Annotated in this window: 22 protein-coding genes and 6 pseudogenes; 11 read left to right on the forward strand and 17 right to left on the reverse strand. The window is 69.5% G+C overall.

The features are described from left to right. Nucleotides 1-153: 153 nt before the first annotated feature. From JF597_RS29210 to JF597_RS29220, 3 genes are all read right to left on the reverse strand, one after another. The gene (locus JF597_RS29210) at nt 154-378 is read right to left on the reverse strand and encodes a hypothetical protein (protein WP_294002271.1); all 225 of its coding nucleotides are present in this window, start codon (nt 376-378) and stop codon (nt 154-156) included. Between the two features lie 582 nt (nt 379-960). After that, nucleotides 961-1,215: a hypothetical protein gene (locus tag JF597_RS29215; RefSeq protein WP_294002272.1), complete on the reverse strand. Its 255-nt coding sequence runs from the start codon at nt 1,213-1,215 to the stop codon at nt 961-963. Between the two features lie 73 nt (nt 1,216-1,288). Next, a complete protein-coding gene (locus JF597_RS29220) occupies nt 1,289-2,728 on the reverse strand; it encodes an RICIN domain-containing protein (RefSeq protein ID WP_294002273.1) in 1,440 nt (479 codons plus the stop codon). A gap of 233 nt (nt 2,729-2,961) precedes the next feature. Here JF597_RS29220 and JF597_RS29225 point away from each other — a divergent pair. Then, a pseudogene (locus JF597_RS29225) lies at nt 2,962-3,237 on the forward strand (transposase); the annotation flags it as partial. 140 nt (nt 3,238-3,377) lie between these two features. Here the strand turns inward: JF597_RS29225 and JF597_RS29230 are convergent. Next, entirely contained in the window at nt 3,378-4,484 is a 1,107-nt protein-coding gene (locus tag JF597_RS29230) for a ricin-type beta-trefoil lectin domain protein (protein ID WP_294002274.1), read from the reverse strand. A gap of 813 nt (nt 4,485-5,297) precedes the next feature. Here JF597_RS29230 and JF597_RS29235 point away from each other — a divergent pair. Continuing rightward, nucleotides 5,298-5,537: pseudogene (locus JF597_RS29235) on the forward strand (arabinofuranosidase catalytic domain-containing protein); the annotation flags it as partial. A gap of 3 nt (nt 5,538-5,540) precedes the next feature. Here the strand turns inward: JF597_RS29235 and JF597_RS29240 are convergent. The 7 genes and pseudogenes from JF597_RS29240 to JF597_RS29270 all read right to left on the reverse strand — a co-directional run. Then, nucleotides 5,541-6,264 (reverse strand): annotated as a pseudogene (locus JF597_RS29240) (tetratricopeptide repeat protein); the annotation flags it as partial. Nucleotides 6,265-6,398: 134 nt separating this feature from the next. Then, nucleotides 6,399-7,934, reverse strand: coding sequence for a glycoside hydrolase family 43 protein (locus JF597_RS29245; RefSeq protein ID WP_294002330.1), 1,536 nt, complete (start codon nt 7,932-7,934; stop codon nt 6,399-6,401). Between the two features lie 195 nt (nt 7,935-8,129). Further along, nucleotides 8,130-8,465 (reverse strand): annotated as a pseudogene (locus JF597_RS29250) (acetylxylan esterase); the annotation flags it as partial. A 134-nt stretch (nt 8,466-8,599) separates the two neighbouring features. Next, nucleotides 8,600-10,873, reverse strand: coding sequence for a glycoside hydrolase family 3 N-terminal domain-containing protein (locus JF597_RS29255; RefSeq protein ID WP_294002331.1), 2,274 nt, complete (start codon nt 10,871-10,873; stop codon nt 8,600-8,602). A gap of 95 nt (nt 10,874-10,968) precedes the next feature. Next, the gene (locus JF597_RS29260; RefSeq protein ID WP_294002276.1) at nt 10,969-11,787 is read right to left on the reverse strand and encodes a carbohydrate ABC transporter permease; all 819 of its coding nucleotides are present in this window, start codon (nt 11,785-11,787) and stop codon (nt 10,969-10,971) included. Beyond that, nucleotides 11,787-12,719 carry a carbohydrate ABC transporter permease gene (locus JF597_RS29265; RefSeq protein ID WP_294002278.1) on the reverse strand — a complete coding sequence of 311 codons (933 nt, stop codon included), beginning with the start codon at nt 12,717-12,719 and terminating at the stop codon, nt 11,787-11,789. The genes JF597_RS29260 and JF597_RS29265 overlap by 1 nt, the downstream gene beginning before the upstream one ends. A gap of 9 nt (nt 12,720-12,728) precedes the next feature. Then, nucleotides 12,729-14,033 (reverse strand): extracellular solute-binding protein, encoded by a 1,305-nt coding sequence (locus JF597_RS29270; protein WP_294002279.1) that lies wholly within the window; start codon nt 14,031-14,033, stop codon nt 12,729-12,731. 211 nt (nt 14,034-14,244) lie between these two features. On the opposite strand from JF597_RS29270, the gene JF597_RS29275 reads away from it, so the two are divergent. Beyond that, entirely contained in the window at nt 14,245-15,267 is a 1,023-nt protein-coding gene (locus JF597_RS29275) for a LacI family DNA-binding transcriptional regulator (protein ID WP_294002281.1), read from the forward strand. 427 nt (nt 15,268-15,694) lie between these two features. Here the strand turns inward: JF597_RS29275 and JF597_RS29280 are convergent, their stop codons facing one another. Both JF597_RS29280 and JF597_RS29285 read right to left on the reverse strand, forming a co-directional pair. Continuing rightward, complete coding sequence (locus tag JF597_RS29280) at nt 15,695-16,462, reverse strand: hypothetical protein (RefSeq protein WP_294002282.1); 768 nt, start codon at nt 16,460-16,462, stop codon at nt 15,695-15,697. 200 nt (nt 16,463-16,662) lie between these two features. Beyond that, nucleotides 16,663-17,094, reverse strand: coding sequence for a MarR family transcriptional regulator (locus tag JF597_RS29285; protein WP_294002283.1), 432 nt, complete (start codon nt 17,092-17,094; stop codon nt 16,663-16,665). A 189-nt stretch (nt 17,095-17,283) separates the two neighbouring features. Here JF597_RS29285 and JF597_RS29290 point away from each other — a divergent pair, with 189 nt between their 5' ends. The 4 genes from JF597_RS29290 (at nt 17,284) to sigJ (ending at nt 21,289) form a co-directional block, all read left to right on the forward strand. Continuing rightward, nucleotides 17,284-18,678: a DHA2 family efflux MFS transporter permease subunit gene (locus JF597_RS29290; protein ID WP_294002285.1), complete on the forward strand. Its 1,395-nt coding sequence runs from the start codon at nt 17,284-17,286 to the stop codon at nt 18,676-18,678. Nucleotides 18,679-18,945: 267 nt separating this feature from the next. Continuing rightward, complete coding sequence (locus JF597_RS29295) at nt 18,946-19,641, forward strand: NAD(P)H-binding protein (protein ID WP_294002287.1); 696 nt, start codon at nt 18,946-18,948, stop codon at nt 19,639-19,641. Nucleotides 19,642-19,679: 38 nt separating this feature from the next. After that, complete coding sequence (locus tag JF597_RS29300) at nt 19,680-20,354, forward strand: hemerythrin domain-containing protein (RefSeq protein ID WP_294002289.1); 675 nt, start codon at nt 19,680-19,682, stop codon at nt 20,352-20,354. A gap of 56 nt (nt 20,355-20,410) precedes the next feature. Continuing rightward, nucleotides 20,411-21,289, forward strand: coding sequence for an RNA polymerase sigma factor SigJ (gene sigJ, locus JF597_RS29305; protein WP_294002291.1), 879 nt, complete (start codon nt 20,411-20,413; stop codon nt 21,287-21,289). A gap of 70 nt (nt 21,290-21,359) precedes the next feature. Here the strand turns inward: sigJ and JF597_RS55700 are convergent, their stop codons facing one another. Beyond that, on the reverse strand, nt 21,360-21,854 hold the full coding sequence (locus tag JF597_RS55700; protein ID WP_366916461.1) for a transposase: 495 nt from the start codon (nt 21,852-21,854) through the stop codon (nt 21,360-21,362). Here JF597_RS55700 and JF597_RS29315 point away from each other — a divergent pair. Continuing rightward, nucleotides 21,771-22,127 carry a hypothetical protein gene (locus tag JF597_RS29315; protein WP_294002294.1) on the forward strand — a complete coding sequence of 119 codons (357 nt, stop codon included), beginning with the start codon at nt 21,771-21,773 and terminating at the stop codon, nt 22,125-22,127. The two genes, JF597_RS55700 and JF597_RS29315, sit on opposite strands and share 84 nt — an antisense overlap. On the opposite strand, the gene JF597_RS55705 is transcribed toward JF597_RS29315, so the two are convergent. Further along, nucleotides 22,078-22,269, reverse strand: a complete 192-nt coding sequence (locus JF597_RS55705) for a hypothetical protein (protein ID WP_366916460.1) — start codon at nt 22,267-22,269, stop codon at nt 22,078-22,080. The genes JF597_RS29315 and JF597_RS55705 overlap by 50 nt on opposite strands. A 142-nt stretch (nt 22,270-22,411) precedes the next feature. Further along, nucleotides 22,412-22,831 carry a hypothetical protein gene (locus tag JF597_RS29320; protein WP_294002295.1) on the reverse strand — a complete coding sequence of 140 codons (420 nt, stop codon included), beginning with the start codon at nt 22,829-22,831 and terminating at the stop codon, nt 22,412-22,414. A 43-nt stretch (nt 22,832-22,874) separates the two neighbouring features. On the opposite strand from JF597_RS29320, the pseudogene JF597_RS29325 reads away from it, so the two are divergent. Then, nucleotides 22,875-22,979 (forward strand): annotated as a pseudogene (locus JF597_RS29325) (class I SAM-dependent methyltransferase); the annotation flags it as partial. Nucleotides 22,980-23,289: 310 nt separating this feature from the next. Here JF597_RS29325 and JF597_RS29330 read toward each other — a convergent pair. Continuing rightward, nucleotides 23,290-23,760, reverse strand: a pseudogene (locus JF597_RS29330) (gluconokinase, GntK/IdnK-type); the annotation flags it as partial. Between the two features lie 498 nt (nt 23,761-24,258). On the opposite strand from JF597_RS29330, the gene JF597_RS29335 reads away from it, so the two are divergent. After that, entirely contained in the window at nt 24,259-25,062 is an 804-nt protein-coding gene (locus JF597_RS29335) for a VOC family protein (protein WP_294002332.1), read from the forward strand. A gap of 204 nt (nt 25,063-25,266) precedes the next feature. Continuing rightward, complete coding sequence (locus tag JF597_RS29340; RefSeq protein ID WP_294002296.1) at nt 25,267-26,571, forward strand: PP2C family protein-serine/threonine phosphatase; 1,305 nt, start codon at nt 25,267-25,269, stop codon at nt 26,569-26,571. Nucleotides 26,572-26,633: the final 62 nt, after the last annotated feature.

Below are 26,633 nucleotides of genomic sequence, written 5' to 3' on the forward strand. Positions count from 1 at the left end.
CTGCCTTTCGATGGGGTCCCAGTTCGCCGCGCGGGTGAACCCACCTCCGATCACCCCGCGCGCCGCCGCCCTTACAGCTAAGAAGATCACACTCCTGTTCGTGATCTCCGAAACCAATGCCCTGCCCTGGAGGAAGTGTGGGAGTTCCGTAGATCAGCGGCAGCGGAGTTCTTCGGACCAGTTCCGCAGCCGTCTTTCGAGAGTGAGGTTGTCCCCGCGGCTCACTGTCTGGAGCAGTTGGGCGCACACCGTCGCTTCTGCGGCGAGGCCGGCCCGGCTGCCCAGGACGGGGAAGGCCATGCGGACGCGGGTGGCGGTGTCGGGCTGGAGCAGTGTGTAGGCGTAGAGGGCCGCGGCGTCGAAGCCCTCCGGTGCCATGCCCCCAGCTCTCCCAGTCCAGGATCCGAAGCGGCGAGGCGGTGAGGTTCGCCCAGTGCACGTCGCCGTGAGAGGCGGTCCAGGCGGTGACGGCCGGGGCTGGGATGCCCACGAACTCGGGGATCGCCCGGTCCATGTACTGCTGGCGTACCGCGACGCGGTCGGTGGCGGCGGCTGCCACCTTCGCCAGTGTCCCGGCGAGGTCGGTCCACCAGGAATCCGGCAACGGGAGTTCGCTCTGGAGGATCGGGGCGTCGGACAGGACCGGCTCGTCCACGCGAACCGACAGCTCGGCCCGGTAGGCGGTGCCGTCGTCGACGGCGTCATGGACGGCCAGGAGGGCGGGCCGGTGCCCGTCGAGGTCACCGAAGGCGTGCTGGGCGTCCACGGCGCCGTCCCACAGCTTCCCCGAGGCCTTGTCCTGCGGCGCGGACACCAGGCGCAGCCACGTCGGCCGGCCGTCGGCGGTGCGGGCCGGGGCGCCCGGCCCACCCCCAGAACTCGGTGCCCGGCTCGGTCCGCGCGTTCAGGGCCTGGGCGGCATGGTCGTGGTGGGCGCGCATGCTGCGTTCGGTGTCCGGGTCAGGGGGAGGCGAGTACACCGGATATCTCCCGCAACTTGGCCGCGGTCAGAGGTGGTTGGGCGACCGCGTCGGCCGCCTCCTTCCAGTCTGACGCACCGGAGGCGGCCACCAGGACGTCCGTCACTCCTGGGCACGACGCGACCGTCAGAACGCACGCCTGTGCCGGGGTCAGGCCGGGTCGGACGAGGTCGGCGAGTTCCTGGCCGACGATGTGGGGCAGGTGGCCGCCGCGCAGCGGCGCGGAGGCCACCACCCGCAGCCCTGCGCCAGCGGCGACCCGGAGGGGCCACGGCCGTGCAGGGCCTGCGCGAGCGGGTGCAGTGGCGTCAGCCGAGCGTCCACTGCTGGTTGCTCTGTCCGGTGCAGGTCCACAGTTCGAGCTTGGCGCCGTCGGCGGTGGAGCCCCCGGTGACGTCGAGGCAGAGGCCTGACTGCGCGCCGGTGATGGTGCCGTTGGTGTTGAGGGTCCACTGCTGGTTGGCGCCGCCGTTGCAGGCCCAGATCTCCACCGGGGTGCCGGGAGTCGTCTGGTTGTTGGTGGCGTCCAGACACTTCGCGCCGCCATAGACCGTGAGCTGGTTGCCGGTGGTGTGGGTCCAGGTCTGGTTTCCGTTGCCGTTGCAGTCCCAGATCTGCGTTGCGGTGCCGTTGGTCTGGGATGCGCCGGGCACGTCCAGGCACTTGCCGGCGCCGGCGGCGTGGACGGGGCCGGTGGTGGCACCCGTGCCGCCGATGCCCCAGGCGTACTGGAGCCGGTCGAGGCCGGACTGGTTGTTGATGCTGAGCGTGTAGTTCGGCGCGGTGCCCTGGAGGGAGGTGATCGCGCAGGAGGCGTTCTCGCACGGGCCGGGGCCCTGGGTCTGGTCGGCGGACTTCACGCCGGCCCAGAGGATCGCGCCCATGCCCTGCTTGCGCACGGTGTCGGTGAGCGCGTAGAGGAAGGACACGTCGTTGACGCCGTCGCGCGGGCCGTCGTAGTTGACGCCGGTGTTCATCGGCACGCCGAACTCGGTGAGCACGGCGCGGCTGTCGTATCCGCAGACGTTGTTCTCGAAGCTGGTGATCCAGTCGGCCTCGGTGGGGTGGGTCTCGCCGCCGAGGGTGTAGTCGTGAAGCGAGAGCAGGGTGCCGTCGAGGCGGGAGTCGGCGCCGACGACGCACAGGTTCCCCTCCCAGGAACCGGGCACGATGATCCGTCCACGGGGCACCTGGGAGTAGTGCGCCACCCAGGCCTCCGCGATGTTGTCCTCATCGGTGTTGCTGTAGCCCCACGGCTCGTTCATGATGCCGAAGTACACCCGGCTGTTGCCCGCGTACTTGTTGATCACGGTGTCCCACATCGCGTAGAACGATGTGGTGTCGCCGATCACACCGCTCTGCAGCCACGGGGTGAGCACGACGTTCATGCCCAGCGCGGTGGCCGCGTCGAAGGCGGCGGTGTAGCTGTTCCACCAGCTGTCGCTGACGGTCGCCCGGTTGAAGGCCATGCGGACGGTGTTGGCTCCCAGTGCCTGGAAGCCCTTGAGGATGGGGACGGCCTTCGCGTACGTCGCCGAGTAGCTGTCCGTGTTCGACAGGCCGACCGGTGTGATGTCGCCGGTGACGAAGTTGTCGTTGGGGTCGGCCCAGTTCACGCCGTGGAACTGGCTGGTCGTGGCGTGCGCCGCGGTCCCGGTCGCCGCCTGTAGCCCGAGCAGGCCGAGCAGCATCGCGACGATCAGGCCGACCGGAGTGAAGCGCCGGAAGCGGCTTTCATAGGTCTTCATGGACTCCATACCTTTCTTCGTGGGTTGGTTCGGATCATTCGCAGGATCGGGATGCCCAGGGTGCTCGATGTGACTGTCATGGTTTAGCCGCATTCGTGGCTCAAGGAGATTGGCCGCCCGGTGCCCCGCGAAGACTCGGACCGCTCATCGGGATGCGCGACACCGGATCGCCCGTGTGGACACGTCGGCGAGGTCGTCTGCCGGGCCGGAACAATGGCGTGACCTTGGAGGACTTGGTGCCCGAACTTTGGGCCGGGGCGGACGCCGGCAAGGGCGAGCACCACTGCACGGTGATCGGCGGCGACGGGCAGACGCTGCTCTCCCGCCGGGTACCGAACAGCGAGGACGAACTGATCGAACTTCTCGGTGACGTAACGGAGTTGGCCGACGGGTCTCCGGTGACAGGGGTGGTCGACCTGAACACGGGTGGAGCCGCACTGTGGATCGCCCTGCTGGTCGGTCACAGGCAGAAGCTGCTCTACATCCCCGGTCGGACCGTGCATCACGCCTTGCCGACCACGGTCTCCGGGCGGCGTTACGAGCAGCGGTGGCGCGCGGCAGGCGTGGACAGGAAGTCCATCGCCCTTGCCCTGGAGGGCACTTCGGGTGGGCGCGGGGCCGGTCCGGCCCCGCGCCCAGGGCGTTCGGATCATCCGGCGGTCAGCGCGGTCCACTGCTGGTTGGGGCCGGCGTTGCAGTCCCACAGCTGGACCTGGGTGCCGTCGGTGGCGGAGTAGCCCGGATCGTCGAGGCAGCGTCCGGAGGCCGGGTTCCGGTAGCCGCCGTTGTAGGGCTGCCAGACCTGGTTGGGGCCGCCGTTGCAGCCCCAGAGCTGCACCTTGGTGCCGTTGACCGTCCCCTGGCCCGCGGCGTCCAGGCACTTGCCCATGGAGCGCAGGGTGCCGTCGGTGTACGCGGACCAGAGCTGGTTGGCGCTGTTGCCGCAGCTCCAGATTTGGACCGACGTCCCGTCAGCGGTGTTGGCGCCGTTGACGTCGAGGCACTTCCCGCTGACGCCGGAGCGGACGGGGGCGGGAGCGGGAGCCGGACTCCGCAGCCACCCGGCGCTGTCCGCGGCCTGGATGCCCCGGTGGAAGGCGTCCGCCATCTTCTGGTACCCGGCGTCGTTGGGATGCAGGGCGTCGGCTAGGTCTCCCACGGTAAGCGTGCTCATGTCCACATAGCCGACGTGCTTGCCTGCCGCCTGCTCGCTGCTCACGATGTCCGGGATGGCCTGGTTGTACGCCGCGCGGTACGGCTCCTCGCTGGAGCTGGTGGACACGATCAGTGAGGCCACCAGCACGGTGGCATCCGGGACGTCATTGGTGATCTGGTCGATCAGTGACTTCAATCGCGCACTGGCGGTGGCGAGTTGGTAGTTCTCGTTGAGGTCGTTGGTGCCGATCTCCAGCGTCACGATGTTGGGGCGGTACCGGACCAACGAGGCGTCGACCAGGGGAGCGATCTGGTCGATGCGGTATCCGGAGTGCCCCTCGTTGTCGGGGTCGGACATCGAACCGTTGCGCACCGTGCCGACGAAGTCCAACGGGTGCCCGTCCGCCGCCAGCTCACTCCACAGCGGACCCCGGTAGCCGTTGCCCGTACTGCTACCCAGGCCCCAGGTGATCGAGTCGCCCAGTGGCATCACCCGTAAGGGCGTGTCCGGCGCGGCGGAGGCCGGCATCACGCCCGTGGTCAGCCCACCGAGTGTGGCGGCGACGAGCGCGACGAGGGCCGTCGTCCATGGCTTTCTCATCAGAGGTCCCTTCTCTGTGGGCGGATTCCGAGCAGGGTCGGACGTGTTCGTGCGCGCGGCCGCGCCGAGCGCAAACAGCGGAGGCGAGGCTCACCGCCACCGCGGCAGGCAGCAGTCCAGACGTGTGGGCCCTCCGGATGTTTGAGGCGTGCTCAAGGACAGTCGGGTGCGGCGGCGATGGGTCCTCGTGGACGCCGCACATGGCTGACCTGCCATCATGTTGCCTTGCGTTTGTTTCTGTCTGCCACGCTGCACTGCTTCTTGGTGATGCCAGGTGATGATGGCGGCGAGATGACACTCGATACATGGGATGGATGCGGAGAGGGGCTGGTCAGATGCCCTTCGGCGTCCGGTCCGATGTCCTGCTTGTCGGGACGGTCAAGACGTTGGAGAGCATGCCCTGGTCAAACGAGAGGGTCAAGGGGTGCGACGCAAGCTGCACGACATAGACATGGGATGTATCGGGCCAATCATGCGTCGCAACGCAGCGTCCGACCGGAGGCTGTCGAGACTCTTGACGGTGCACTTCTGAGATAGTTCCCTGTTTCCGTGTTTGATTGTGCGCCGTTCTGATCGGGCGTGGTCGGCTATGTCGACGAGGCCGACCGTTCTCGCCGCGAGGCGGGCCTCGACGCGAGCAGCCGCAGGTAGGGGCGAAGCGGTCAGGCCCTGCTTGTGAGCGCCCACAGTCGGCTTGGTCAAGGCATCCGGTCGGGCACGGCTTGATGACCCGCCCGTCTGGACAAGGGAGTTCATGGTGCCTGCCCTTCTTGTTCGTCGCCGACTGCGCGGGGTACTGGTCTCCTTGCGACGGTGGCGCTCACCTTCGCCGGCCTGGTCGCCGGCCCCGGAGTTTCGCACGCTGCGACGCAGGGGCCCTGCGACATCTACGCCGCGGGCAACACACCCTGCGTCGCGGCCCACAGCACCACCCGCGCCCTGTACGGGTCCTACGGCGGCCCGCTGTACCAGGTCAGGCGCTCGTCGGACAACGCCACCCGCGACATCGTCATGCTGAGCGCAGGCGGGTACGCCAACGCCGCGGCGCAGGACGGGGCGGTGCTGCTGCTCGGTGCCGACGTGGTCGGCCAGGCCGGTCAGCGTGCGGGCGGTGTGGCTGGCGACAGTGTCGGCGGCCGGTCCGCTCACGCGGGAGTAGCTGGGCCGGGGGACCGTCGTCGCGCAGCAGGGCGTCGTCGGCGGCGAGCAGAGCGCGGGCTGCCGCTGGTCTCTCGCCGACGGCGGCGTAGGCACGGGCGTGGGTGATGTGCAGCAGAGCCTCGGTCTGGCCGTCGACGTGACCAAGCCCGCGAGTGAGGGCGCCTTCGACCAGGTCGACGCAGTGATGGGGCTGCTTGAGGCTGAGGGACTGGTGGGCGAGGGCGCGCATCATCCAGGCCGCGTGGCCGCGCGGGTCGGCTTCACAGGCGAGCTGGTATCCGACCTGGTAGTAGCGCTGAGCAGCCCCTTCCTGGCCGAGGTCATGGTGCTTCCAGCCTGCCAGGTAGGCGAGTTCGGCCACGGCACCGAATGCCGCCCGGCGTAAGGACGCGCTCGGGTAACGACTGCGGAGCAGGGGAGCAGCGGTATCAGCGAGGTATGCAGTGACGGTGGTCAGGCCGTGGCCGCCGCCGAGTCGTTCATCGGCCGCGCTGAAGGCCGCGGTGATGTCGCGGACGACGTTCACATCCTCGGCGCCGATCACGGAGGTGGCTGTGCGGGCGCGGAGCATGCGGGCGGTGGCCTCGTGGTCATCGGCCAGCGGCATGGCGACACCGGCGACCAGGTGCTCGGCGCCACCGGCGCGTCCCAGGTCGACATCGTCGGCCACTCCCTTTGACGGGGCGGTCTCGTGGCATGCCGCGTGCGGCGCCTGCACGGATGCAGGTGCCGCACGCGGCCGAACGCCAGGCGTCAAGCGGAGGGCGCCGAGGCCGGGGCGTACTCGAACCAGTCGAAGGCGACCGTGCCCTCGGTGGCGTACATGCCGATAACGCGGCCGGTGAAGCCGCAGGCGACCTCGGTGGACAGGTAGCGCCCGTCCAGTTCGACGAGTGGCTGGGCGTCCGAGGCGTCGGGATCGCCAACCCAGAAGACGATGGTGTCAGGGCCGGTGGTCCCGCCATCGGTGAGTTCGGGCGACGCGGGCACAAGGTCGTTCGTCCGGATCGCGACGGTGAGGGTCAGCGGGCCGGACGGGACCGGTCGGCTGGCCACGGTCTGGCGCAGCGGACCGATCCGGGCGACGACGCCGGCCTCTCCGTTCCCGACCTCCAGTTCGTAGTGGTGGGCTTCGTCCAGGCGCACGCAGAGGCCCCCGCGTCCCGTACCCGGGTCGATCGCCGCGGTGACGCGGCAGTCGTGGTGTTGCTGGCGGCGGCCGACGAAGGTGTACCCGGGGCGGTCGAGGGTGGCGCCGGTGGCGTTGAGGGCCAGCCAGCCAGGGCGCTCGGTGAGCGACCAGGAGCCCTCCGGGCGGGTGAACGGCGAGACCCACTGCGGCGCGAGAGCGGACTCGTCGAAGTCGTCGCGGGCGGGCAGGGCCGGAACGGGGTGCCAGGCACCGCCCGGGGCCGCGTGGCTCTCAGGAACGGGCGCGACGACGGGCCAGCCGTCCTCGTCCCACTCCACGGGGGTCAGGAACGTCTCGCGGCCGAGCACGTGCACGTCGGGCGTGAAGCCGCGGGGCCGGACGCCGAGCAGCACCATCCACCAACTGCCGTCGGGAGCCTCCACCAGGTCGGCGTGGCCGGTGTTCTGGATGGAGCGGGCGGTACCGCTGTGGGACAGCAGGGGGTTGGAGGGTGCGCCTTCCCAGGGGCCGCGCGGCGAGCGGCCGCGGGCGATGGACACGCTGTGGCCGCGTTCGGTGCCGCCTTCCGCGATCAGCAGGTACCACCAGTCGCCGATGCGGTAGAGGTGCGGCGCCTCAGGATACTTGAGGCCGCTGCCCGACCACGTGGCAAAGGGCCCCTCCAGCACCTCCCCCTTGACCGGGTCGATCCTGGCCATGTTGATGCCGCCTTCGGGCCCGGAGAACGCGCACCAGCAGGTGCCGTCCTCCTCCCACGCCAGATCGGGGTCGATCCCCTGCAGGTCGATCCACACCGGGTCGCTCCACGGCCCCTCGGGCCGCTCGGCCGAGACGACGAAGTTGCCGCCGCCGTCGATATTGGTGTTGATGACCCAGTAACGACCGTCGTGGTGGCGGATCGTGGGGGCGTAGAGGCCTCCGGACGCTTTGGCGCCGGGGAGAGGCAGCGGCAGTTGCTCGGACCGGTCGAGCACGTTGCCGATCTGCTCCCAGTGCACGAGGTCCTTGCTGTGGAAGATCGGCAGCCCGGGGAAGTATTCGAAGCTGGAGCACACCAGGTAGTAGTCGTCACCGACCCGGCACACGCTCGGATCGGGGTGGAACCCGCTGATCACAGGGTTGTCGTACGTACGCACAGAATGTGTTCCTTTCGGGCAGCCGGGTGCCGTGGAGCGAGTCCAAGGGGTGCCGTAACTGCTGGTTACTGTTCGCCGGGTTGCGTCCGCGTCGGTTCGGAAAGCTGATCTCCGCGTGCGGCAGGAGGGCGCGGACCCGGTGCGCAGCGACTCACTCGTCCCCTCTCCGGCAGTTCGGCGTAGGAGTCGTGGCGCCAGGTCGGGGACAGCGAGTGCGGTGCCGCCGCCCTGGCTTTGTCCGATCACAGCGACCCGGTCAGGGTCGACGCGGTCCAGCCGGCGGACGGCGTCCACGGCCCGGACCGCCTCGGTGAGCAGTCGGCGGTAGTGGTACGTGCGCGGCGAGCTGATGCCTCGGGTCATCACGCCGGAGACCTCCGGCCCGGTCGGGCCGGAGTCGGGGGTCGCGCCCCGGCTCCAGCCCGAGCCCGGCCCGCGCGTGTCCACCTGGAGGTGGGCGTACCCGGCGGACGCCCAGAGCAGGTTCTCCAGCACATGCCCCCGTCCGCCGCCACCCTTGACCGGCCCCATGCCGAAGCCCGGGAAGGTGACGTCGAAGGTGTCCACGGTGCTCAGTCCGGTGCTGACCGGCGTCAGGCCGACCTCGCCGCTGTACGAGCGGGCCTCCTCGGGCAGGTCGGTGTACACGCGCGGCTCTCGTTGCGTCAGCGGCACTCGACGGTGACGACGGGGTGCAACCTACGGGTGTGGTCGACCTCCCGGACCGGGCCGGTCAGGCGCAGCGGGACCGTGATGCGGTGGTCGGTGCTGCTGGCTGAGATCCGCAGTTCCAGCTCGCCGGGTTCGACGATGCGACGGCCCGTGCGGCCGGTGAAGGAGGCCAGGTCCGCGGGGAGTTCCAGGAGGACCCGGCAGGCTTCCCCGGGTTCGAGCGGGAGGCGCCGGTAGCCGACGAGGCGCTGCATCGGCTGGACCACCGAGGCCACCGGGTCGTGCAGGTAGAACTGCACGACCTCGCAGCCGGAGCGTTCGCCGGTGTTGCGGACCTCGAAGGCGATCCGGAAGCTGCCGTCGGTGCCGGTCTCCGCGACGCTGACGTCGAGCGCGGACCACTCGAATTCCGTGTAGCCGAGCCCGTGCCCGAACCCGTAGGCCGCGCTGGTGCTGGTGCTGGACACGTCGCTGTCCTGGGCCAGCCGGGCGGCCAGGTAGGTGGAGGGCTGAACACCCTTGTGCCGCGGCACACTCACGGGCAGCCGTCCGGAGGGGTTCACCCGCCCGCTGAGCACGCCGGCGATCGCCTCGGTGCCCGCCTCCCCAGGGAAGAAGGACTGCACGATCGCCGCCGCCTCCGTGTCGGCGCGGCCCAGTGCGTAAGGGCGGCCCGCCAGCATGACGAGCACCACGGGCGTGTCGGCATCCAGCAGGGCGTCGAGCAACTGCTGCTGCACGCCGGGCAGTTGAATCGATTCGGCGTCGCATCCCTCGCCGCTGGTGCCGCGGCCGAACAGGCCGGCGCGGTCCCCGAGAGCGAGCACCACGACGTCGGCGACGCGGGCCGCCGCGACCGCCTCGGCGAAGCCGGCCGTGCTGTCGCCGTCGACCGTCGCACCGGGCGCGGAGAAGATCTCGGCGTCGGGGAACTCGGCCGCCAGGGTCTCGCGCAGCGTGGGCAGCGCGATGCCGGTCGGGACCTCGGGGTGTTGCGAGCCGACGTGCACGGGGAAGGAGTAGCAGCCCAGCACGGCCGTCGGGGTGTCGGCGTTGGGGCCGATCAGCGCGATCCGGCGGGGGCGGCCGAGTGGCAGCGTGCCGTCATTGCGCAGCAGCACGACGGCCTGCTCCGCCAGTTCGCGCGCCAACTCCCGGTTGGCCGGGGGGTCCAGGTCGACGCTGCCGCGCAGCGCCTCGGGAACGGCCAGTTCCGCTCCGGAGAGCGCCTGCGGAACCGGGTTCCAGTCGGGGTCGAGCAGGCCGAGCTGTGCCTTCTGGACGAGGATCCGGCGCAGGGCGCGATCGATCAGCTCCTCGGGGACGGTGCCGGCCTCGACCGCGTCGAGCAGGGGCTGTCCGAATGTCTTGACGGTCGGCAGTTCGACGTCGACGCCGCTGGCGAGGGCAAGCCCGGCGGCTTCGTCCCAGCTTCCGGCGACGCCGTGCAGGAGCTTGAGGAAGGCGATGCCGAAGTAGTCCGCCACCACCGTCCCGTCGAAGCCCCAGGTGTCCCGGAGCAGACCGGTGAGCAGTTCCTGGTCGGCGGCCGAGGGGATGCCGTCGGTGTCGGTGTAGGCGTGCATGACCGAGCGCGGTCGGCCCTCGCGCAGCGCCATCTCGAACGGAGGAAGGATGACGTCGGCGCGCTCGCGGGCGCCCATGGAGACCGGTGCGAGGTTGCGGCCGGCCCGCGAGGCGGAGTAGCCGGCGAAGTGCTTGAGCGTGGCGACGATCCCGGCGGACTCCAGGCCCTGCACGTAGGCGGTGGCGATGGTGCCGACCAGGTACGGGTCCTCGCCGATGGTCTCCTCGACGCGGCCCCAGCGGGCGTCGCGCACCACGTCGAGCACGGGGGCGAGGCCCTGGTGGACGCCGACGGCGCGCATGTCGGTCCCGATGGCGGTGGCCATGGTGCGCACCAGCTCGGGGTTGAAGGTCGCTCCCCAGGACAGTGGGACCGGGTAGGCGGTCGCCCCCCAAGCCGCGAACCCGGCCAGGCACTCCTCGTGGGCGATCGCGGGTATGCCGAAGCGGTTGGCGGCGACGATGCGCTGCTGGGAGCGGGCGAGCGAGAGCGCACCGACGGCGGCGTCCACGGGAACGGTGCCGAAGGGCCGGGTCAGCTGGCCCAGACCGTTCGGCAGCAGCTCGTCAAGGTCCGGCGGCTCCTCCATCTCGTGCTGGTGCGGGGCGACCTCGCCGCCCTCGTCGGAGGCGCCCACCCAGACGCCGACCAGCTGCGCTGTCTTCTCCCGCAGGGTCATCGCCGCGATTAGGGCGTCGGCCCTGGTCGCGGGGTCGAGCGAGACGTCCCGCCACACAGGGTTGGCGAGCTCGACGGTGGGGTTCATGTTGCCGGTCACTTTCCTCCGACCCCCATGAGCCCCTGGACCAGGGCGCGGCGGGCGAACAGGTAGACGATGAAGATGGGGAGCATGGACAGCACCACGGCGCTGAGCAGTCCGGGGACGTCGACGCCGTGTTCGGTCTGGAAGTTGTACAGACCGAGGGTGATCACCTTGGTCGAGTCCGACTGGGTGAGGATCAGCGGGAAGAGGAAGCCGTTCCAGGCCTGGAGGGCCGAGAAGACGACGATGGAGGAGAGTCCGCCCTTCGACAGCGGCAGGACGAGTTGCCTGAAGACCCGCCACGGGGAGGCTCCGTCCATCGCCATGGCTTCGTACAGGTCGGGGGTGATGTCGCGCATCGCCCCGGTCAGCACCAGGGTGCACACCGGCAGCGAGAACGCGGCGGTGGGCAGGATGACGCCGATCAGGTGGTCATAGAGTCCGGCCTGGCTGATCACGTAGAACATGGGCACGATCACCGCTTGCGCGGGGACCGCGAGTCCCAGCAGGAAGACCCGGAACACGACGGTGATGGTCCGGCCCTGGGCGCGCACGATGGCGTAGGCGAGCGGCGGCACCACCACCAGCACGATACCCACCACGCTGACGGTGACGATCAGGGTGTTGAGGAAGTCCTGGCCGAAGCCGTTGGAGAACGCGTTGAGGTAGTTGCTCAGGGTCAGCTGCGACGGAAAGCTCAGCGGCCCCTGGGCGGAGTAGTTGGAGGTGGTGCGCAGGGTCGCGATCAGCAGCACGTAGAGCGGCAGGCCGATCAGAGCGAGCCATATCAGGGAGCCCAGTCCGGCAAGGTAGTTGGGGCGCTGCCGCATCAGATCCCCTCCGCCGTGCCGCGCATCTTGTCGTAGCCGGAGAGCCGGACCACGGCCAGGGAGATGAGGGTGGCGACCACGACCAGGACCAGCGCGATGGCCGAGCCGGCGCCGAAGTCGTACTCCTTGAAGCCCTGCTCGTACATGTAGTAGGCGCTGACCGTGGTGTCCGTGCCGGGACCGCCCTGGGTGAGGATCAGCACCGTGTCGAAGGTGGTCAGCCCGCCGACGACCATGAGGATCATCGAGGTGATCATGGTGTTGCGCAGTTGCGGCAGGGTGACGTGGAAGAACTGCCGCACGGTGCCGGCCCCGTCGATCGCCGCGGCCTGGTAGAGCACCTGCGGAATCGCGCGGGCGCCGCCCTCATAGAGCAGCGCGTGCAGGGGGGTGAACTGCCACATTCCGACGAAGGTCAGCACCGCGATCGAACCGGCCTGGCTGCCGAGCAGGTTGCCGTTGCCGAACAGCCAGGGAAGCTGGCCCGGGATGCCGAAGTTGGGGTCGAGCAAGGCGCGCCACACCACCGAGACCGCAGTCGCCGAGAGCAGCAGGGGGACGAAGAAGATCGCGGACAGCACGGCCCGGTTGCGCTGGGGTCCGGCCGCCCAGACGCCCAGCAGGATGCTGATGGGCGTCTGCGTCACGACCCCGAGCACGGTGAGCACGAGGGTGAGCCAGACGCTCTGGGCCATCACCGGGTCGTGGATCAGCTTGGTCCAGTTCGCCAGGCCGTTGAAGTGCGGCGAGGTGATGCCGTCCCAGCTGGTGAAGGACAGCACCGCGACCAGCACCAGCGGGAGGATCGCGAAGAGGAGGAAGAAGACGGTCGCGGGTACCGCCCAGACGAAGCCCGGGCGGGTCACCCCGACGCCGGGCCGGCGCGCCTTGAGGCGGCGGCCGGACACGGCTGCGAGAGAAAGGGAGCTCATCGGTCCTACTCAGGAGGTGGACAGCGACTGCATCGCCTGGATGAAGCCGTTGGCGTCGGTCTTGCCGTCGAAGAACTTCTGAATGGCCGTGTGGAGCGGCGTGGCCTCCGACTGCGGGTAGGCCTGGTCCCAGGACAGCTGGAACGACGGGGCCGCCTTGACCAGGTCGAACTGGAACTTCGAGTAGTCCGGGCTGGCCGAGGTGGACAGGAACTTGGGGGTGTTGGTGGTGGTCGGCAGGTTGCCGATGCCGAGCTGGGCCTTCACGAACTCGTCGGAGTACATGAGCTTGAGGAAGGCCGCCACGGTGTCGGGGTGCTTGGTCTTCTTCAGGACGGAGTAGAAGTTGTTGGTGTTGCCGACGAGGTCCTTCGGGTCGCCCTTGCCGCCACTGACGGTCGGGAAGGCGCTGTAGCCGAGGTCGTTCTTGGCGAAGTCGGGGTTGTTGGACTGCTGGGTGGAGTACTCCCAGGAGCCCATCAGCTCGAAGGCGGCCTTGCCCTTGGCCAGCAGCGCCGGGGACCCGCCGTCGGTGAACTTCACCGAGTCGAAGTTGCTGCCGAATGCGCCGGCGTCGACCAGCTGCTTCAGCATGCTCAGGGCCTTCTGGCTTTCCGGTCTGGCCCACGCGCTCTTGTCACCGGCGAGCGCCTTCTGGAACAGGTCCGGCCCGGCGACCCGGTCGAAGACGTACTCGAACCACATGAGGGTGGGCCACTGGTCGCCGCCGCCGAGCGCGATCGGGGTCAGGCCCTTGCCCTTGAGCACCTTGACGTCGTTGATCAGGTCGTCCCAGGTCTGCGGGACGCTCAGGCCGGCGCCCGCCAGGACCTTCTTGTTGTTGAAGAGCAGCACGGGCTGCGTGCCGCGCATCGGGACACCGTAGGACTTGCCGTCGACCACCGCGGTGTTGAACACCGAGGGGAGGAAGTTGGCCTTGAGCCCCGGGTCCTTGGCGATCATGTCGTCCAAGGGGAGCAGGAGGTTCTTCTTGGCGAAGGGCGCGATGCTGCCGCCGCCCCAGTTGAAGAAGATGTCCGGGGCCTGCGGGGTGTTGATGATCGTGTTGAGCTTGGACTGGTAGTCGGCGCCGGGGATGGTGTCCAGCACCACCTTGACCTTCGAGGTCTTGTTGAACGTGTCGACGATCTGCTTTTCGACCTTGTTCGCGGAGTCCCCGTAGACGAGGACGTGGATCGCCCCGGAGCTGGAGCCGCCGCTGGACCCGCATGCGGTGGTCAGACCGAGCAGCAGCGCGGTCGTTGCCGCTGCTGCGGCGAGTCTGTTCCGGGTCGCACCGTTGCGAACGGTCACGCGAAGAGAACCCATGGGATTGCCACTCCGTCGATAATTTCGATGTGGTTTCCGAATGCTGCGGGAAACCTAGGCGTAACGTCGATCTCCGTCAAGGGTTTGGAAGATCTCGATTCGGACGTACCGGCTGGGGCCCTGACCAGCTAATATCCGTCTTGTACAGCCGCAGTGACGACGTACTTCGCACACCAGGGCAGCACAGGAGGGGCTCGTGACCAGAGCGGCGACACTCGCCGAAATCGCGCGCGAGGCGGGGGTGTCCACACCGACTGTTTCGAAAGTCGTCAACGGCCGCGCGGACGTCGCCCCCGCCACCCGGGAGCGGGTGGAGGAGCTGCTGCATCAGTACGGCTACCAGCGGCGACGCAGCAACAACGCCCCGCCCAGCCCCTTGCTTGAGCTGGTGTTCCACGAGCTCGAGAGCGCCTGGGCGATGGAGGTCATCCGCGGGGTCGAGAACGTCGTCCGCGAAGAGGGGATGAGCGTCGTCCTGTCCGAATCCTCGGGCCGGCTCAGCCTCGGGCAGTCCTGGATGGACGGAGTGCTCGCCCGCCGCCCCACCGGCGTGGTCCTGGTGCTGTCCGGGCTCGACGAGGCCCAGCAGGCGCAGCTGACCAGTCGTGATATCCCGTTCGTGGTGATGGACCCGGCCGGGGACCCCGGTCAGGACGTGCCGGCGGTCGGTACGACCAACTGGAACGGCGGCCTCGCCGCCACCCGCCACCTGCTCGACCTGGGCCACGGGCGCATCGGCATGATTGCCGGACCGCAGCGGATGATGTGCAGCCGCGCCCGGATCGACGGCTACCGGGCCGCGCTGGAGACGGGCGGCGTCGCCTTCGATCCCGCACTGATCCGCGAGGGCAACTTCTACCACGAGACCGGCTACTGGGCGGGCCTGGAGCTGCTGCGCCTCGAGGACCGGCCCACCGCGATCTTCACGGGGAACGACCTGCAGGCGCTCGGCCTCTATGAGGCCGCACGGGAGTTGGGCCTACGCATCCCGGAGGATCTCAGCGTCGTCGGCTTCGACGACCTGCCCATCGCCCGCTGGGTCGGCCCACCCCTGACCACCGTCCGCCAGCCGCTGACCGAGATGGCCGAGGTCGCCGCGCGCATGGTGATCGACCTCGCCCGCGGCAACCTGCCGTCCGCGCTGCGCGTCGACCTGGCCACCAGCCTGGTCGAGCGCAGCAGCACAGCCCCCCGGCCCCCGACCGCCGGCCGGCACTGAGTCGTCGGCACCTTCGAAATTTTCGACAGCACGTGACACATCGCTCCGGACGCGTACCGCGGGCACTGGAGCCATTGCCCCTCGAACCGCCCCACTGCCGGCTGCCGGCCAGGTTGCCCCGCGCACATCGACTGCTTCGGGCGCGTCCCGCTTCCCGCAACGGCATCCCCCGGGACGGCTCGAGCCCCGACAGAACCCAGGTGAGTCGTGTCAAGAAGCCGTATCTCCATCGATCATGAGGACGGTTCTGATCGAACACGGTCCCCGGCCGGGTGATCTCGGCCGTCACTCCCGCCTCGGACACCGCAGGCCGAACGCCTACGAAACAGCGTCCCGAACAACACCAACTACGCCGGCCCCAGCCGCATGACCCATGTCCAAGACTCGGAGTCAAGGCCCAAGGCCGGGTGGTTAGCGTTTTCGCAGGTCACGCAAGTGAGGCTGGGGACCACGCTGTTGCGGCGTAGGGGCCGGGGTCGAGTATGTGGATGAGGCCGCCGGCGGCCCATCGGTTCAGTTGTCTGTACATGGTTTCCAGGGTGACATCGCCGAAGTAGGCGGCGATGTCACGGGGTTGCCACAGACGCGTGGGGTCTTCCTGGAGCAGGGCCAGGATGCGGTGCCGGCGCCGTGCGGAGGGTGTGGCGTGTCGGTCGTCCCGGGAGGCCGTGGGCGGTGCGGGTTGATCCACGGGTTCGAGGACGGTGATGTCGAGGTGGGTGACGGTGTGGCTTGTGCCGGGCCGGCCGTCGGCGTGGCGCTCGCTGTAGCGGGACATCGGGAACTTGACCTTGCGGATGCTGACCCGTTGTCGGCAGGGCGGGAGCAGACCGGTCAGGATCCGGCGGCCGATCATCCCGAGGAGAGTGTGCCGATCGGTGTCCGCGGGGATGCTGCCGTTGGCCTGGATCACCTGGTCGCGGACGGTGTGGAGTGTGATGCTGAAACGGCAGCGGTCCGGGTCGGTGCCGGGGAGAGACTCGGCGGCACCGACCATCACGGTGCGAAGGGCCTGGTAGAGCGTGAGCAGTGAGCACATCTCCTGCTCGATGCCTGCAAGGACCGCGTCCACCAGCTCGAACGGCACGACTGCCGTCAGCTCCCCCAGATGCCCAGGAGCGAACCGGCCTCCGGCCACGGTGACCGTTCGGGTGATGGCCGTCAGCACAGACGGCAGGACACAATGACGGGGCAACGGAGCTCCTTCGGGACAAGCTGTCCTGGTCGACTGCCTGTACCAACGAGCTCCGTCGCTCTGCGTCGGAACCCTTCAACTCACTCGCGTGACCTGCGAAAACGCTAACTACCCGGCCTTGGTGGAAGCCTCGTTTTCGGAGGGGCTGCGAACGCCGATTCCTTCGAATGTTTCGAAGGGGTTCCGGACGGAACCGTCGGTCACTCCGTGGCCCTGCGGATACGGGCCAGCAGGGCGCGCAACCGGTCACGGTCCTCGGCGTCCAAGCCGGCCGTGGCCTCGGCGAGGGCGTCGCGGTCCACCACCTCCGCCTCGCGGTGGCACTCCACGCCTCGGTCCGTAAGGCGGAGCAGGAAGGCACGGCGGTCGTGCGGATGGCGGACGCGCTCAACCAAGCCGTCGCGCTCCAGGCTGTCGACGATGCTGGTCGTGGTCCGGGCGGAGACACCGGTCAGGTCGCTCAGGTCCCGCATCCGCAGCGGCTCCTCGGCATGCGCCAACATCCGCATCGCGCGCAGCCGGGCAACCGACGCGCCCCCGGTGCGCAGCCGTGCCTCCACGAACTGACGCAGTTGGTGTGTCGTCTCGTACAGCTCGTCCACCAGGATGTCGCTGCTGCCCTGTACTGCCATGACCGCTCCCCGTCGAACGTTCCCCGGCCCGGGAAGGCCGTTGCCCGGTCCGGCTGGAAAACCAGATTCTATGAGCAGCCACATACTGAGTATGCTCAGCATGTGCTGTCGTCCCCTCGCCGCCTCCGGCTGTCACCCCGGCTCCGCCGTCCTGGCCAGCGTCTGGTCGTCCCCGTCATCTGCGCCAGCGTGACGTTCATCGCCATCGTCGACGGCGCGATCACCACCGTCGCGCTGCCCTCGATCGCCCGCCAGTTCGACCTCACGACGGCCGCCCTGGACGGGGTGGTCGTGGTCTATCCGGTCTGCCTCGCCATGACCATCCCCGCCTCCGCCTGGCTCGTCGAGAGGTTCGGAGCAAAACGCGTCCTGCTCTGGGCGCTCGGCGCCTTCCTCACCTCGTCACTGCTGTGCGGCACGGCCCCCGGGCTCGCCGAACTGGTCGGCTACCGCGCCATCCAGGGACTCACCGCCGGGGTGCTCTTCCCGGCGTCCGCCGCGCTGCTCTTCGCCACCTTCGACACCGCCGACCAGGTGCGGATATCCCGGTACATGATCGTTCCCCAGCAGATCGCCCCGGCCGCCGCGCCGATCCTCGGCGGGCTGCTCGTGGACCATCTGTCCTGGCGCTGGGTCTTCTACGTCAACCTTCCAGTGGGCATCCCCGTCGTCGTATTCGGCATGCTGTTGCTCGCCGAGCAGCGCGGCCGGCCGGGCGGCCGCTTCGACCTGACCGGACTGCTGCTGAGCGCCGCCGGGCTGGGGGCCGCAATGTTCGGGATCTGCGAGGGACCCAACCAGGGCTGGTCCTCCGCTCCCGTGATCGCGGGGCTGGCCCTCGGCGCCGTCGTGCTGGCCGCCGCCGTCGTCTTCGAACTGCGCACCACCAAGCCCTTGCTGAAGCTCCGGCTCTTCACGGACCGGCTCTTCCGCGACACCAACCTGATCAACCTCGTCGGCCTGATCCCGATCCTCGGCGCGATGTACCTCGGCCCACTCTTCCTGCAGGAGGCGCAGGGGCGCACCGCCCTGGAGTCCGGCACCAGCACCTTCCCCGAGGCGTTCGGCGTCCTGCTCACCGTGCAGCTCGCCAGCGTGCTCTACGCCCGCGTCGGACCCCGAGTGATCGTCGGATGCGGCATGGCCGGGGTCGCCGTGGTGCTGCTGCTCTTTTCCACCTGCGACGAGAACACCGGGCTGTGGACCTTCCGCGCCTACATGCTGTTCCTCGGCATCGCCATGGGCGGCGTCTTCATGCCGACGACGGTGGCGTCGCTCGCCAACATCGCCAAGCCCGACCTGGCCCAGGCCTCCACCCTCAACACCGTCGTACGCCAGACCGGCGGCGCGCTCGCTCCCGCGGCGGTCACCACCGCCCTGGTGCTCGGCACCCCCACGGCGGCCCCCGCCCATCCGCCCATCGGCGCCTACCAGGACGCCTATCTGGCCCTCGCCGCGATCGCCGCCGTCACCGCGGTCTTCGCCTTCACCCTGCCGGACGCCGCGGCCCGCGCGGCGGCGCGGACCACGACCACGGTCGGCGGCCCGGCACCGGCGCACGCCGGGCACGAGAACGTCCACTGACCTCCGCGCCACCTCCGCCACGCGCAAGCCGGTTCCCCGCGTGGGCAGATGGCCTTCCGCTTGTCCCAGTCGTGTCTGCACCGTGGACGCCGCCTATGGCATGCGGCGGTCCGAGACGCGGCCCGCGGAAACCAATCGACCAGCACCGACCGCTCGACCGAGGCTGCGCTGAAGTCTGGCTGTCACGTTTGTGCCGTGCGATCCGACTTCTTGTACGAGAGGGCACGGAACGGCCGTGCCGGACCAGGACAGGACGAGGAAGCGGACATGCGGATCGTCATCTTCGGCGCGAACGGCGGCACCGGCCGCCAGCTCGCCCAGCAGGCACTCGAGGTCGGCCACGAGGTCGTTGCGGTGACGCGCAACCCCGACAGCTTCCCCATCGCGGCCACGCGCTTGACGGTCGCCCGAGCGGACGTGCACGACCGGGCAGCGACTGCGCGGATTGTCGAGGGCAGTGAGGTGGTGCTCTCCACGTTGGGGGTGCAATTCAGCCGGAAGCCGATCACGATCTACAGCGACGGGATCGCGTCCATCGCCGATGCCATGACGACCCACGGGCGCAAGCGGTTGGTAGTGGTGAGCTCGGCGGGCACTGAGCCGAGTCGGCACGCCGACGGCGGGTTCCTGTTGAACCGGGTGATGCAGCCCATGGTCACCCGGACGATCGGCAAGACGACGTACGCCGACATGCGCCGCATGGAGGCCTTCTTGCGCCAGTCCAGCCTGGACTGGACGGTCATGCGTCCTGGCGGCCTGTTCGACGCGGAGCAGCCCAGTGACTACGAGCTGGCGGAGAACCGCTCCGAGCGAGTGTTCACCAGCCGCGCCGACCTGGCCGCGTCGATGCTGGCCCAGGCCACCAGCCGGGTGTGGATCGGCAAGTTCGTCGCGGTCAACACCACCAAGGGTGCTCCCACCGTGCTGCGGATGATCCGCCGCGAAGCGTTCGGCAGCCACTGACCACGACCGGCACCGACAACCATCGGCTGGAGACACTGATGAGCAACCACCACCCCGGAGTCACCGAAACCAGCACCGCGGCGTGGGAACGTCGCGCAGCCCTGGCCGGCCCGGTCGATTTCACGATGATGTATGTCGCACACGACGCCTTCAACCGCGACCTGGACCGCCTGCTGGACGCCGTCGCGGACGGACGCGGCCACTCCCCTGCGGTCGTCGCGACCTGGCAGCTGTTCAGCAAGCAGCTCCACACCCACCACTCTGCCGAGGACACCGTGCTGTGGCCGCGACTGCGGGCGGCGGTCACCGATCCCGACGAGCATCGCATCCTGGACGACATGGAAGCCGAGCACGCCTCGCTCGACCCACGCGTCGAGCAGATCAACGCCGCCATCGCCGATCAGAACACCAAGGCTCTCGAACGAGAAATGTCCGTCCTGGCCAAGGGCCTGTCGGCGCACATGATCCACGAGGAGTCCCAGGCGCTGCCGCTGCTCGAGCGTCGGCTGGGCAAGGCCGGCTGGGATGCCTTCAGCAAGGAGATCCGTGACCAGCAGGGCGGGATCAAGGGCGCCGCGGACTACCTTCCGTGGCTGCTCGACGGCGCCACCGAGCAACTGAAGACCCAGGTCCTCAGGCTCCTGCCCGCGCCCGCACGCGTCGTCTACCGCAGGGTTTGGGAGCCCAAGTACCGCAAGGCCGCGCGGCGGTGAGGGACGAGACTGTCCGCGATGCGAGCGGGCCACAGAGCGGCCAGGAGCAGACGGGCATGGATGATCTGGATTGGTTCGCAGAGCAGTTCGAGGCCCACCGCCCACGACTGCAGGCGGTGGCCTACCGGATGCTGGGCTCGCTCACCGAGGCCGAGGACGCCCTCCAGGAGGCGTGGATCCGTACCACCCGCTCGCAAAGCAGCAGCATCGACAACATCAGCGCGTGGCTGGTGACCCTTGTCGGCCGGGTGTGCATCGACATGCTGCGTAGCCATCAGTCCCGGCGCGAGAACCTGGTCGGCACCTGGCTGCCCGAGCCCGTTGTCAGCACCGAGGAGACCCACGATCCCGAACAAGCCAGCCTGCTCGCCGACTCCGTCGGCCTTGCCCTACTCGTCGTGCTCGAGAGCCTGGAACCGGCCGAACGACTCGCATTCGTCCTGCACGACATGTTCGGCGTCCCCTTCGACAAGATCGCCCCGATCGTGGACCGAACACCCGTCGCCGCCCGCCAGCTCGCCAGCCGGGCCCGCCGCCGGCTACGCGGGACGGTGACGATGCCCGACGCCGACCTGCCCACCCAACGGCGCGTCGTCGACGCGTTCCTCGCCGCGTCCCGAGCCGGCGACTTCGAAGCCCTGATCACCCTCCTCGACCCCGACGTCGTCTTCCGCGTCGACACCGGCCCCCGCCCCTGGCTCGGCCCCGCCCTCCTCGTCGGCGCCCGTGACGTTGCCGAGCACGCCACCACGTTCGGACCGCGGTTCGCTACCCTGTGCCAGCCGGCGCTGGTCAACGGCGCCGCCGGCATCATCGCCACCGGCCGCGCCGGCGTCCTCGCCGTAGTCGGCATCACTGTCGTCGACGAGCACATCGCCGAGATCGACCTCGTCCTCGACCCCGACAAGCTCTCCGGGGTCACCATCGACGACTGAGTCAATACGAAGGCGGCAATAACTGAGGGTCTGAGCTTGACGCTGGTCCGAAAATGAAGATGAGCCCAGGTCAGTGAGGTGATCGGTGGGATGTGTTCATGCGGCCTCGATGGGGTCGAAGCGGACGGTGAAGCCGAGGGCGTTGGCCTGGCGGGTGATGCGGCGCATGGCTCGCTCGGGGTTGTACTTCGCGTAGTAGTCGCCACCGAGATCCTGGTAGGCGACATCTTTGGTGAGCATGTGCCAGACCGCGGTCAGGAGCGGGTGTTCGAAGGCGACCAGGGCCTTCTTCTTGCCCAGCCTGGGCATGAGCCGGTGGTAGCGGGCGCCGAGGTAGGTGGTCTCTCGAGTGCGGGAGGCCGCCATGCCCGCTGTGCCCAGGGCGGCGCCGAGCCACCGGTTCCCGTGGCGTCTGCGGGCCGGACTTGTGCTTGCCGGCGGACTCGTGGTGGCCGGGGCAGACCCCGGCCCACGAGGCGAGGTGGCCGGCGGCCGCGAAGCGGGACATGTCGCCGCCGGTCTCGGCGATGATGACTTCGGCGACTCCCTGGCCGACGCCGGGCACGGTGGCCAGCAGCTCAAGCTGGCGGGCGAAAGGGAGCACCTCCTCCTCGATCCGCGCGGACAGCTCGTCGATCGCCCCGGTGAGGTGGTCCATGCGTTCCAGGTGCAGTCGGCAGAGGAACGCGTGGTGTGCGCCGAAGTTCCCGGTCAGCGCCTCGACCAGTGCGGGGAACTTCGGTCGCAGGCGGGCTTTGGCCATCCCCGCCCGGGCGTGGACGTCGCGTTCACCCTCGATCAGGGCGGCGAGCATGGCCCGTCCGGAAACCCCCCATGATGTCGGTGGCCACGCTGGAGAGCTTGATGCCCGCGTCCTCCAACTCCTCCTCCAGCCGCTGGGCTTCGCGGGTCCGCTCTCCGGCGAGGCTGGCGCGGTAGCGGGTGAGGTCGCGCAGGTGCCGGACTGGCTCCGGCGGCACGAGCGAGGCCTTGGCCCGCAAAGCCCATGCGACTGCCGCGCTCTGCCTCACCGACAGATGACGACACCCCGCCGCCCACCCGCAGCCACGCCACGTGCTGCGAAACCGGCGGCATCCCACAGCCGTGCCGACCAGAACAACGTCAAGAGATGCCCGTGAACCGCGAAAGCGGCCCCGACAGCGATCGCCAGAACATGGTCGAACAAGTCCGCGCATGCATCGCCAGCATGGACACCCCATCCGACGACCGGTCCATGTTCGGCGTGGTGAGACCTCCTTCGTGGCAGGCCACGCCGCAGTCGGTGTCCGCGCCGGAGGCGAACTCATGATCCGTATCGACCCCTCGCGATCCGACGAACTCCTCAGCCGACCCGAAGCACATCCGCTCACGATGGGCACCCGTACCTTCACCGGCTGGGCCGGCATCGGCTTCGACCAACAAACCGACTCCCAGCTCGACTTCTGGGCGGGCCGGCGAATCGAATACGTGCACAGACTGCCGTCCAAAGCCACCAGCCCCCGAACTCAACGCCGGGGCTGAAGCAATCACCTGCTCGGCCACACCCGGAGACTTCCAGGCGGCGGGCCACGTCGGAGTAGGCCAGCTGCCTGCCGGCCCTTACGACGCCATCACGTGCGTCGCCACGATCCACCACCTGCCGTTCACCCTGGCGCTCACCTGCCTCCGCCGTCATCTGGCTCCGGGAGGGGACACTGGTGGGGGCGTCGAAGCCCTCGCTGGCGAGCTTGTCGATGGCCAGCCGTACCGGCGGAGCGGCCATCTCGTCGGCCAGCCGGGCACGGAGGCGGGCCCGCGGAGAGCACAGCCTGTGGCGGCGACACCGGGTCGCCGCCGGTTCACGTACCCAGGACCGCCAGAGTCCGACGGGCCGGGAGCGCCGGCCCGGCTTGTAGCCGGCCACGCCTGCCATCGACACCCGCCCCGAGCCCGCTTCCTGAGCCGACCGACGGGCGTCCGGCCGATCCGGTCCCAGGTCCTGGTGCGTGGCGGAGCCGTAGTCAGTGAAGCTGTCTCGCCAGCAGGTCTGCGGCCAGGTCGGCGAGGATGTCGGGTGCCTGCGTCGCGTCGAGTTCGGCTCCCGGCTCCTCCGGTTCGAGGGGTTCGAGCGTGGCAAGTTGCGAGTCGGGGAGCGAGCTCGGCATGAAGTGGCCGGTGCGTCCGCCGAGCCGGTCCGCCAGCACTTCGGGGCTGGCGGTCAGGGGCAGGAAGATGGCGCCCGGGCAGGCCGCTCACAGGACGTCGCGGTAGCGCCGCCTGAATGCGGAGCAGGCGACCACCGCACCTGTGCCCGCCACATCCCGCTGGTGCAGCCAGCGGCGGACGGACTCCAGCCAGGGCCGACGGTCGGTGTCGTCGAGCGGCGTGCCGGACGGCATCTTGGTGATGTCGGCCGGGGAGTGGAAGGCGTCGCCGTCCGCGAAGGGCACGCCCAGCCGCTGCGCCGGCAGGCGGGCCACCGTGGTCTTGCCGACTCAGTCGGTTCATGCGCTCGAACAGATCCTTGAACTCGGCGGCGCCCGGTCCACCCCACCCGAAGCCGGCGAAGGGCCTGTACAGCAGGCTCCCCCGGCCGGTGTCGTACGGGCAGCGTCATCGCGGTTCACCTCCGGCTGGTCGGCCGTACAGGTCACCATCCACCGTGCGCGTCTACGCAGAACCGTGTGAACCGGGCGACTCAACCCCTTTCGCACGTTTCTCATCGCCGGCAATGCCCAGGCGCCCGATGAACGCGGGCTCGCTGCGCGCCAGGACACGCCGTAGCGCTACGCGTAACTCCGTGTACCGCACACCCGTGCCAGATCGCTGTGCTGTCACGGCAGAACCAACGAATTGCGCCTCGGCAGCGAAGTGCGCCGGACGGGTGGAGTGGCGAACCCGTCGCAAGAGACGTGCGGGACGCGAACTCCGGTCGGACACTGGAGGTCAGAGCGGCGGCCGACGGCGTACGGAACCAGGGCACGATGGCCATGATCCACGGCACGACACACTCCTCCGGTGCGACGGACGCCGTCTCCACGCGCTCCGTGTTCGGCGCGCCGTGCTGGGTGAGCCTGAGCAGCCGCGACCTCGACGCGACCCAGGACTTCTATGCGGCCGTGCTGGGCTGGCGGTGGCGCACGGCCCGACTCGGCGACCGTTTCCGGACCGCACTGGCGGATGGGACCCCCGTCGCGGGGATCACCGAGACGGCCACCGTGTGGCAGATGGCCGTGGCCTGGACGCCGTACTTCGCCGTGGCGGACGCCGACGAGGCGGTCGGCCGGGTCCGGGAGCGTGGCGGAACCGTGGCAGTGGGGCCGATCTCCTTCCCGCCCGGAAGGGCGGCGCTGCTCGCGGACCGCGACGGTGCCCGCTTCGGGGTATGGCAGGGGCAACTCGTCACCGAGTGGGAGGCATGGCGGCAGGCGGCGCCGACGTTCATCACCCTGCACACCCGGGACGCCTTCGACGCGACCATCTTCTACGGTGAGATCCTCGACTGGGCCTCGGACCTGCCCGGCTGCTGCGAGGTCGAGTACGCGGCGGGCGAAGTGCTGCTGCGCAGCCGAGGCGACATCGTGGCCCGCATCGAGTCGGGCTCGGTGGAGGCACCGCCCGACCCTTCTGTGCGGCCGCACTGGCAGGTCCACTTCGCCGTGGCCGATGTGGGACCGTGCGTCCAGAGCGCGGGGAAGCATGGCGGCAGTGTCCTGCACGAAGGCGAGCACGAGGCCGTGCTGCGCGACCCCGACGGCGCCCAGTTCACGGTGACCTCGCGTCGGCGCCACTGACGTCCCGCCCGGGCTGCCGCGCAGCTGGCCGAGCTCGCCCAGCGGGTCTGACCGACGGCGCAGGCAGAAACGAACGGCAGGTCTCTGCCTGCTCAAAAGGCTTGGCTCGGCCCAGGGCTGTTCACGTCGGCGGGCCGGGCACCGAGGCCGTACAGGCCTCAGACTCAAAGGAGGGGCCAAGACTGCGAAAGGACCCGGTGCGCGATGCCCGAGGAACCGCGGGCCGCACTGGCGCTGTTTCTGGAGCGGTCGCACACGGCGGCCCCGCTGCAGCTACCCCAGCTGGTCGATGAGGCAGCCCGCCGGCTGGGGATGGTGTCGGCGACCGTATACCTGGCGGATGTACAGGAAAATCTGCTCGTGCCCTTGCCCGGTCCGGGTGCGGGGGACAACGCACCGGCGTTGACGGTTGAGGGGACGGTGGCCGGGTGGGCATACCGGACGATGTCACTGCGGCTGTCGCGCCAGCCGCTGGCGGTGTGGCTGCCGCTGGTCGATGGCATCGCGCGGATCGGCGTTCTCCAGATCGTCGCCGACCAGATCACGTCTGCGATCCTCGACGGCGCCACGCAGCTAGCGGCGGTGACCGCGTTGACTGTCGTGTCCAAGAGCGGGTTCAGCGGCCTGCTCAGCCGCGCCGCGCGCCGACGGCCTATGACCACGGCGGCGGAAATGGTGTGGGCGTTCCTGCCTCCGCGCACCCTGGGCACCGACAAGGTCACCTCCACGGCCGTGCTGGAGCCCGCCTACGACGTCGGCGGGGACGCCTCCGACCACGGCCTGGACGACGGACGCCTGCACCTGACCGTGGTCGACGCCATGGGGCACGACCTCGCGGCGGGACTGGCCTCCGCCGTCGCCCTGGCCGGCTGCCGGGCCACCCGTCGCGCAGGCGGCACCCTGACCGACATCACCGCCCGGATTGACGAAGACCTGCACCACTGGCGGCCCGGCGGCCTGCTCACCGGCGTCTTCGCGTACCTGGACCTCGACACCGGGCACCTGTCCTGGATCAACGCCGGCCACCCGCCACCGCTCCTGATCCGCGCCCACCACGTCGTCGCGGGGGCACTGGAAGCACACGGCGAGCTGCCACTCGGCCTGGGCCCCGGCTATCAGCCCTCCCGGACCGTGCACCAGGCTCAGCTGCAACCCGGTGACCGCATCCTGATCCACACCGACGGCGTCACCGAAGCCCGCTCGGCCACCGGCCGGCAGTTCGGCGAGAACCAGCTCGTCGACTTGGTCACCCGCGCCCTGGCCGCTGGCGAACCTGCCCCGAAGCCATGCGCCGCCTCATCCACGCCATCCTCGACTACCACCACGGCCAGCTACAGGACGACGCCGCCATCGTCATGGCCGAATGGCATCCCCCGGCCCAATCCGCCCACGATGATCAACCTCAGCGTTGACCGGTCCACGCCTACTACTCGGGGACAGGCTCCAAGCGCCACGACGCTGCTCACCCCAACCATGGGTCCCGCGTCACACGGCTGGGAGTCCCGGTAGTTGCCGAGCGGCACCCCGCCGCGTGTCACCGGACGTGCCCCCCATCTGCGGCTGGTGACAGC

It is taken from the genome of Streptomyces sp., from assembly GCF_019510245.1.
Classification (GTDB): Bacteria; Actinomycetota; Actinomycetes; order Streptomycetales; family Streptomycetaceae; genus Streptomyces.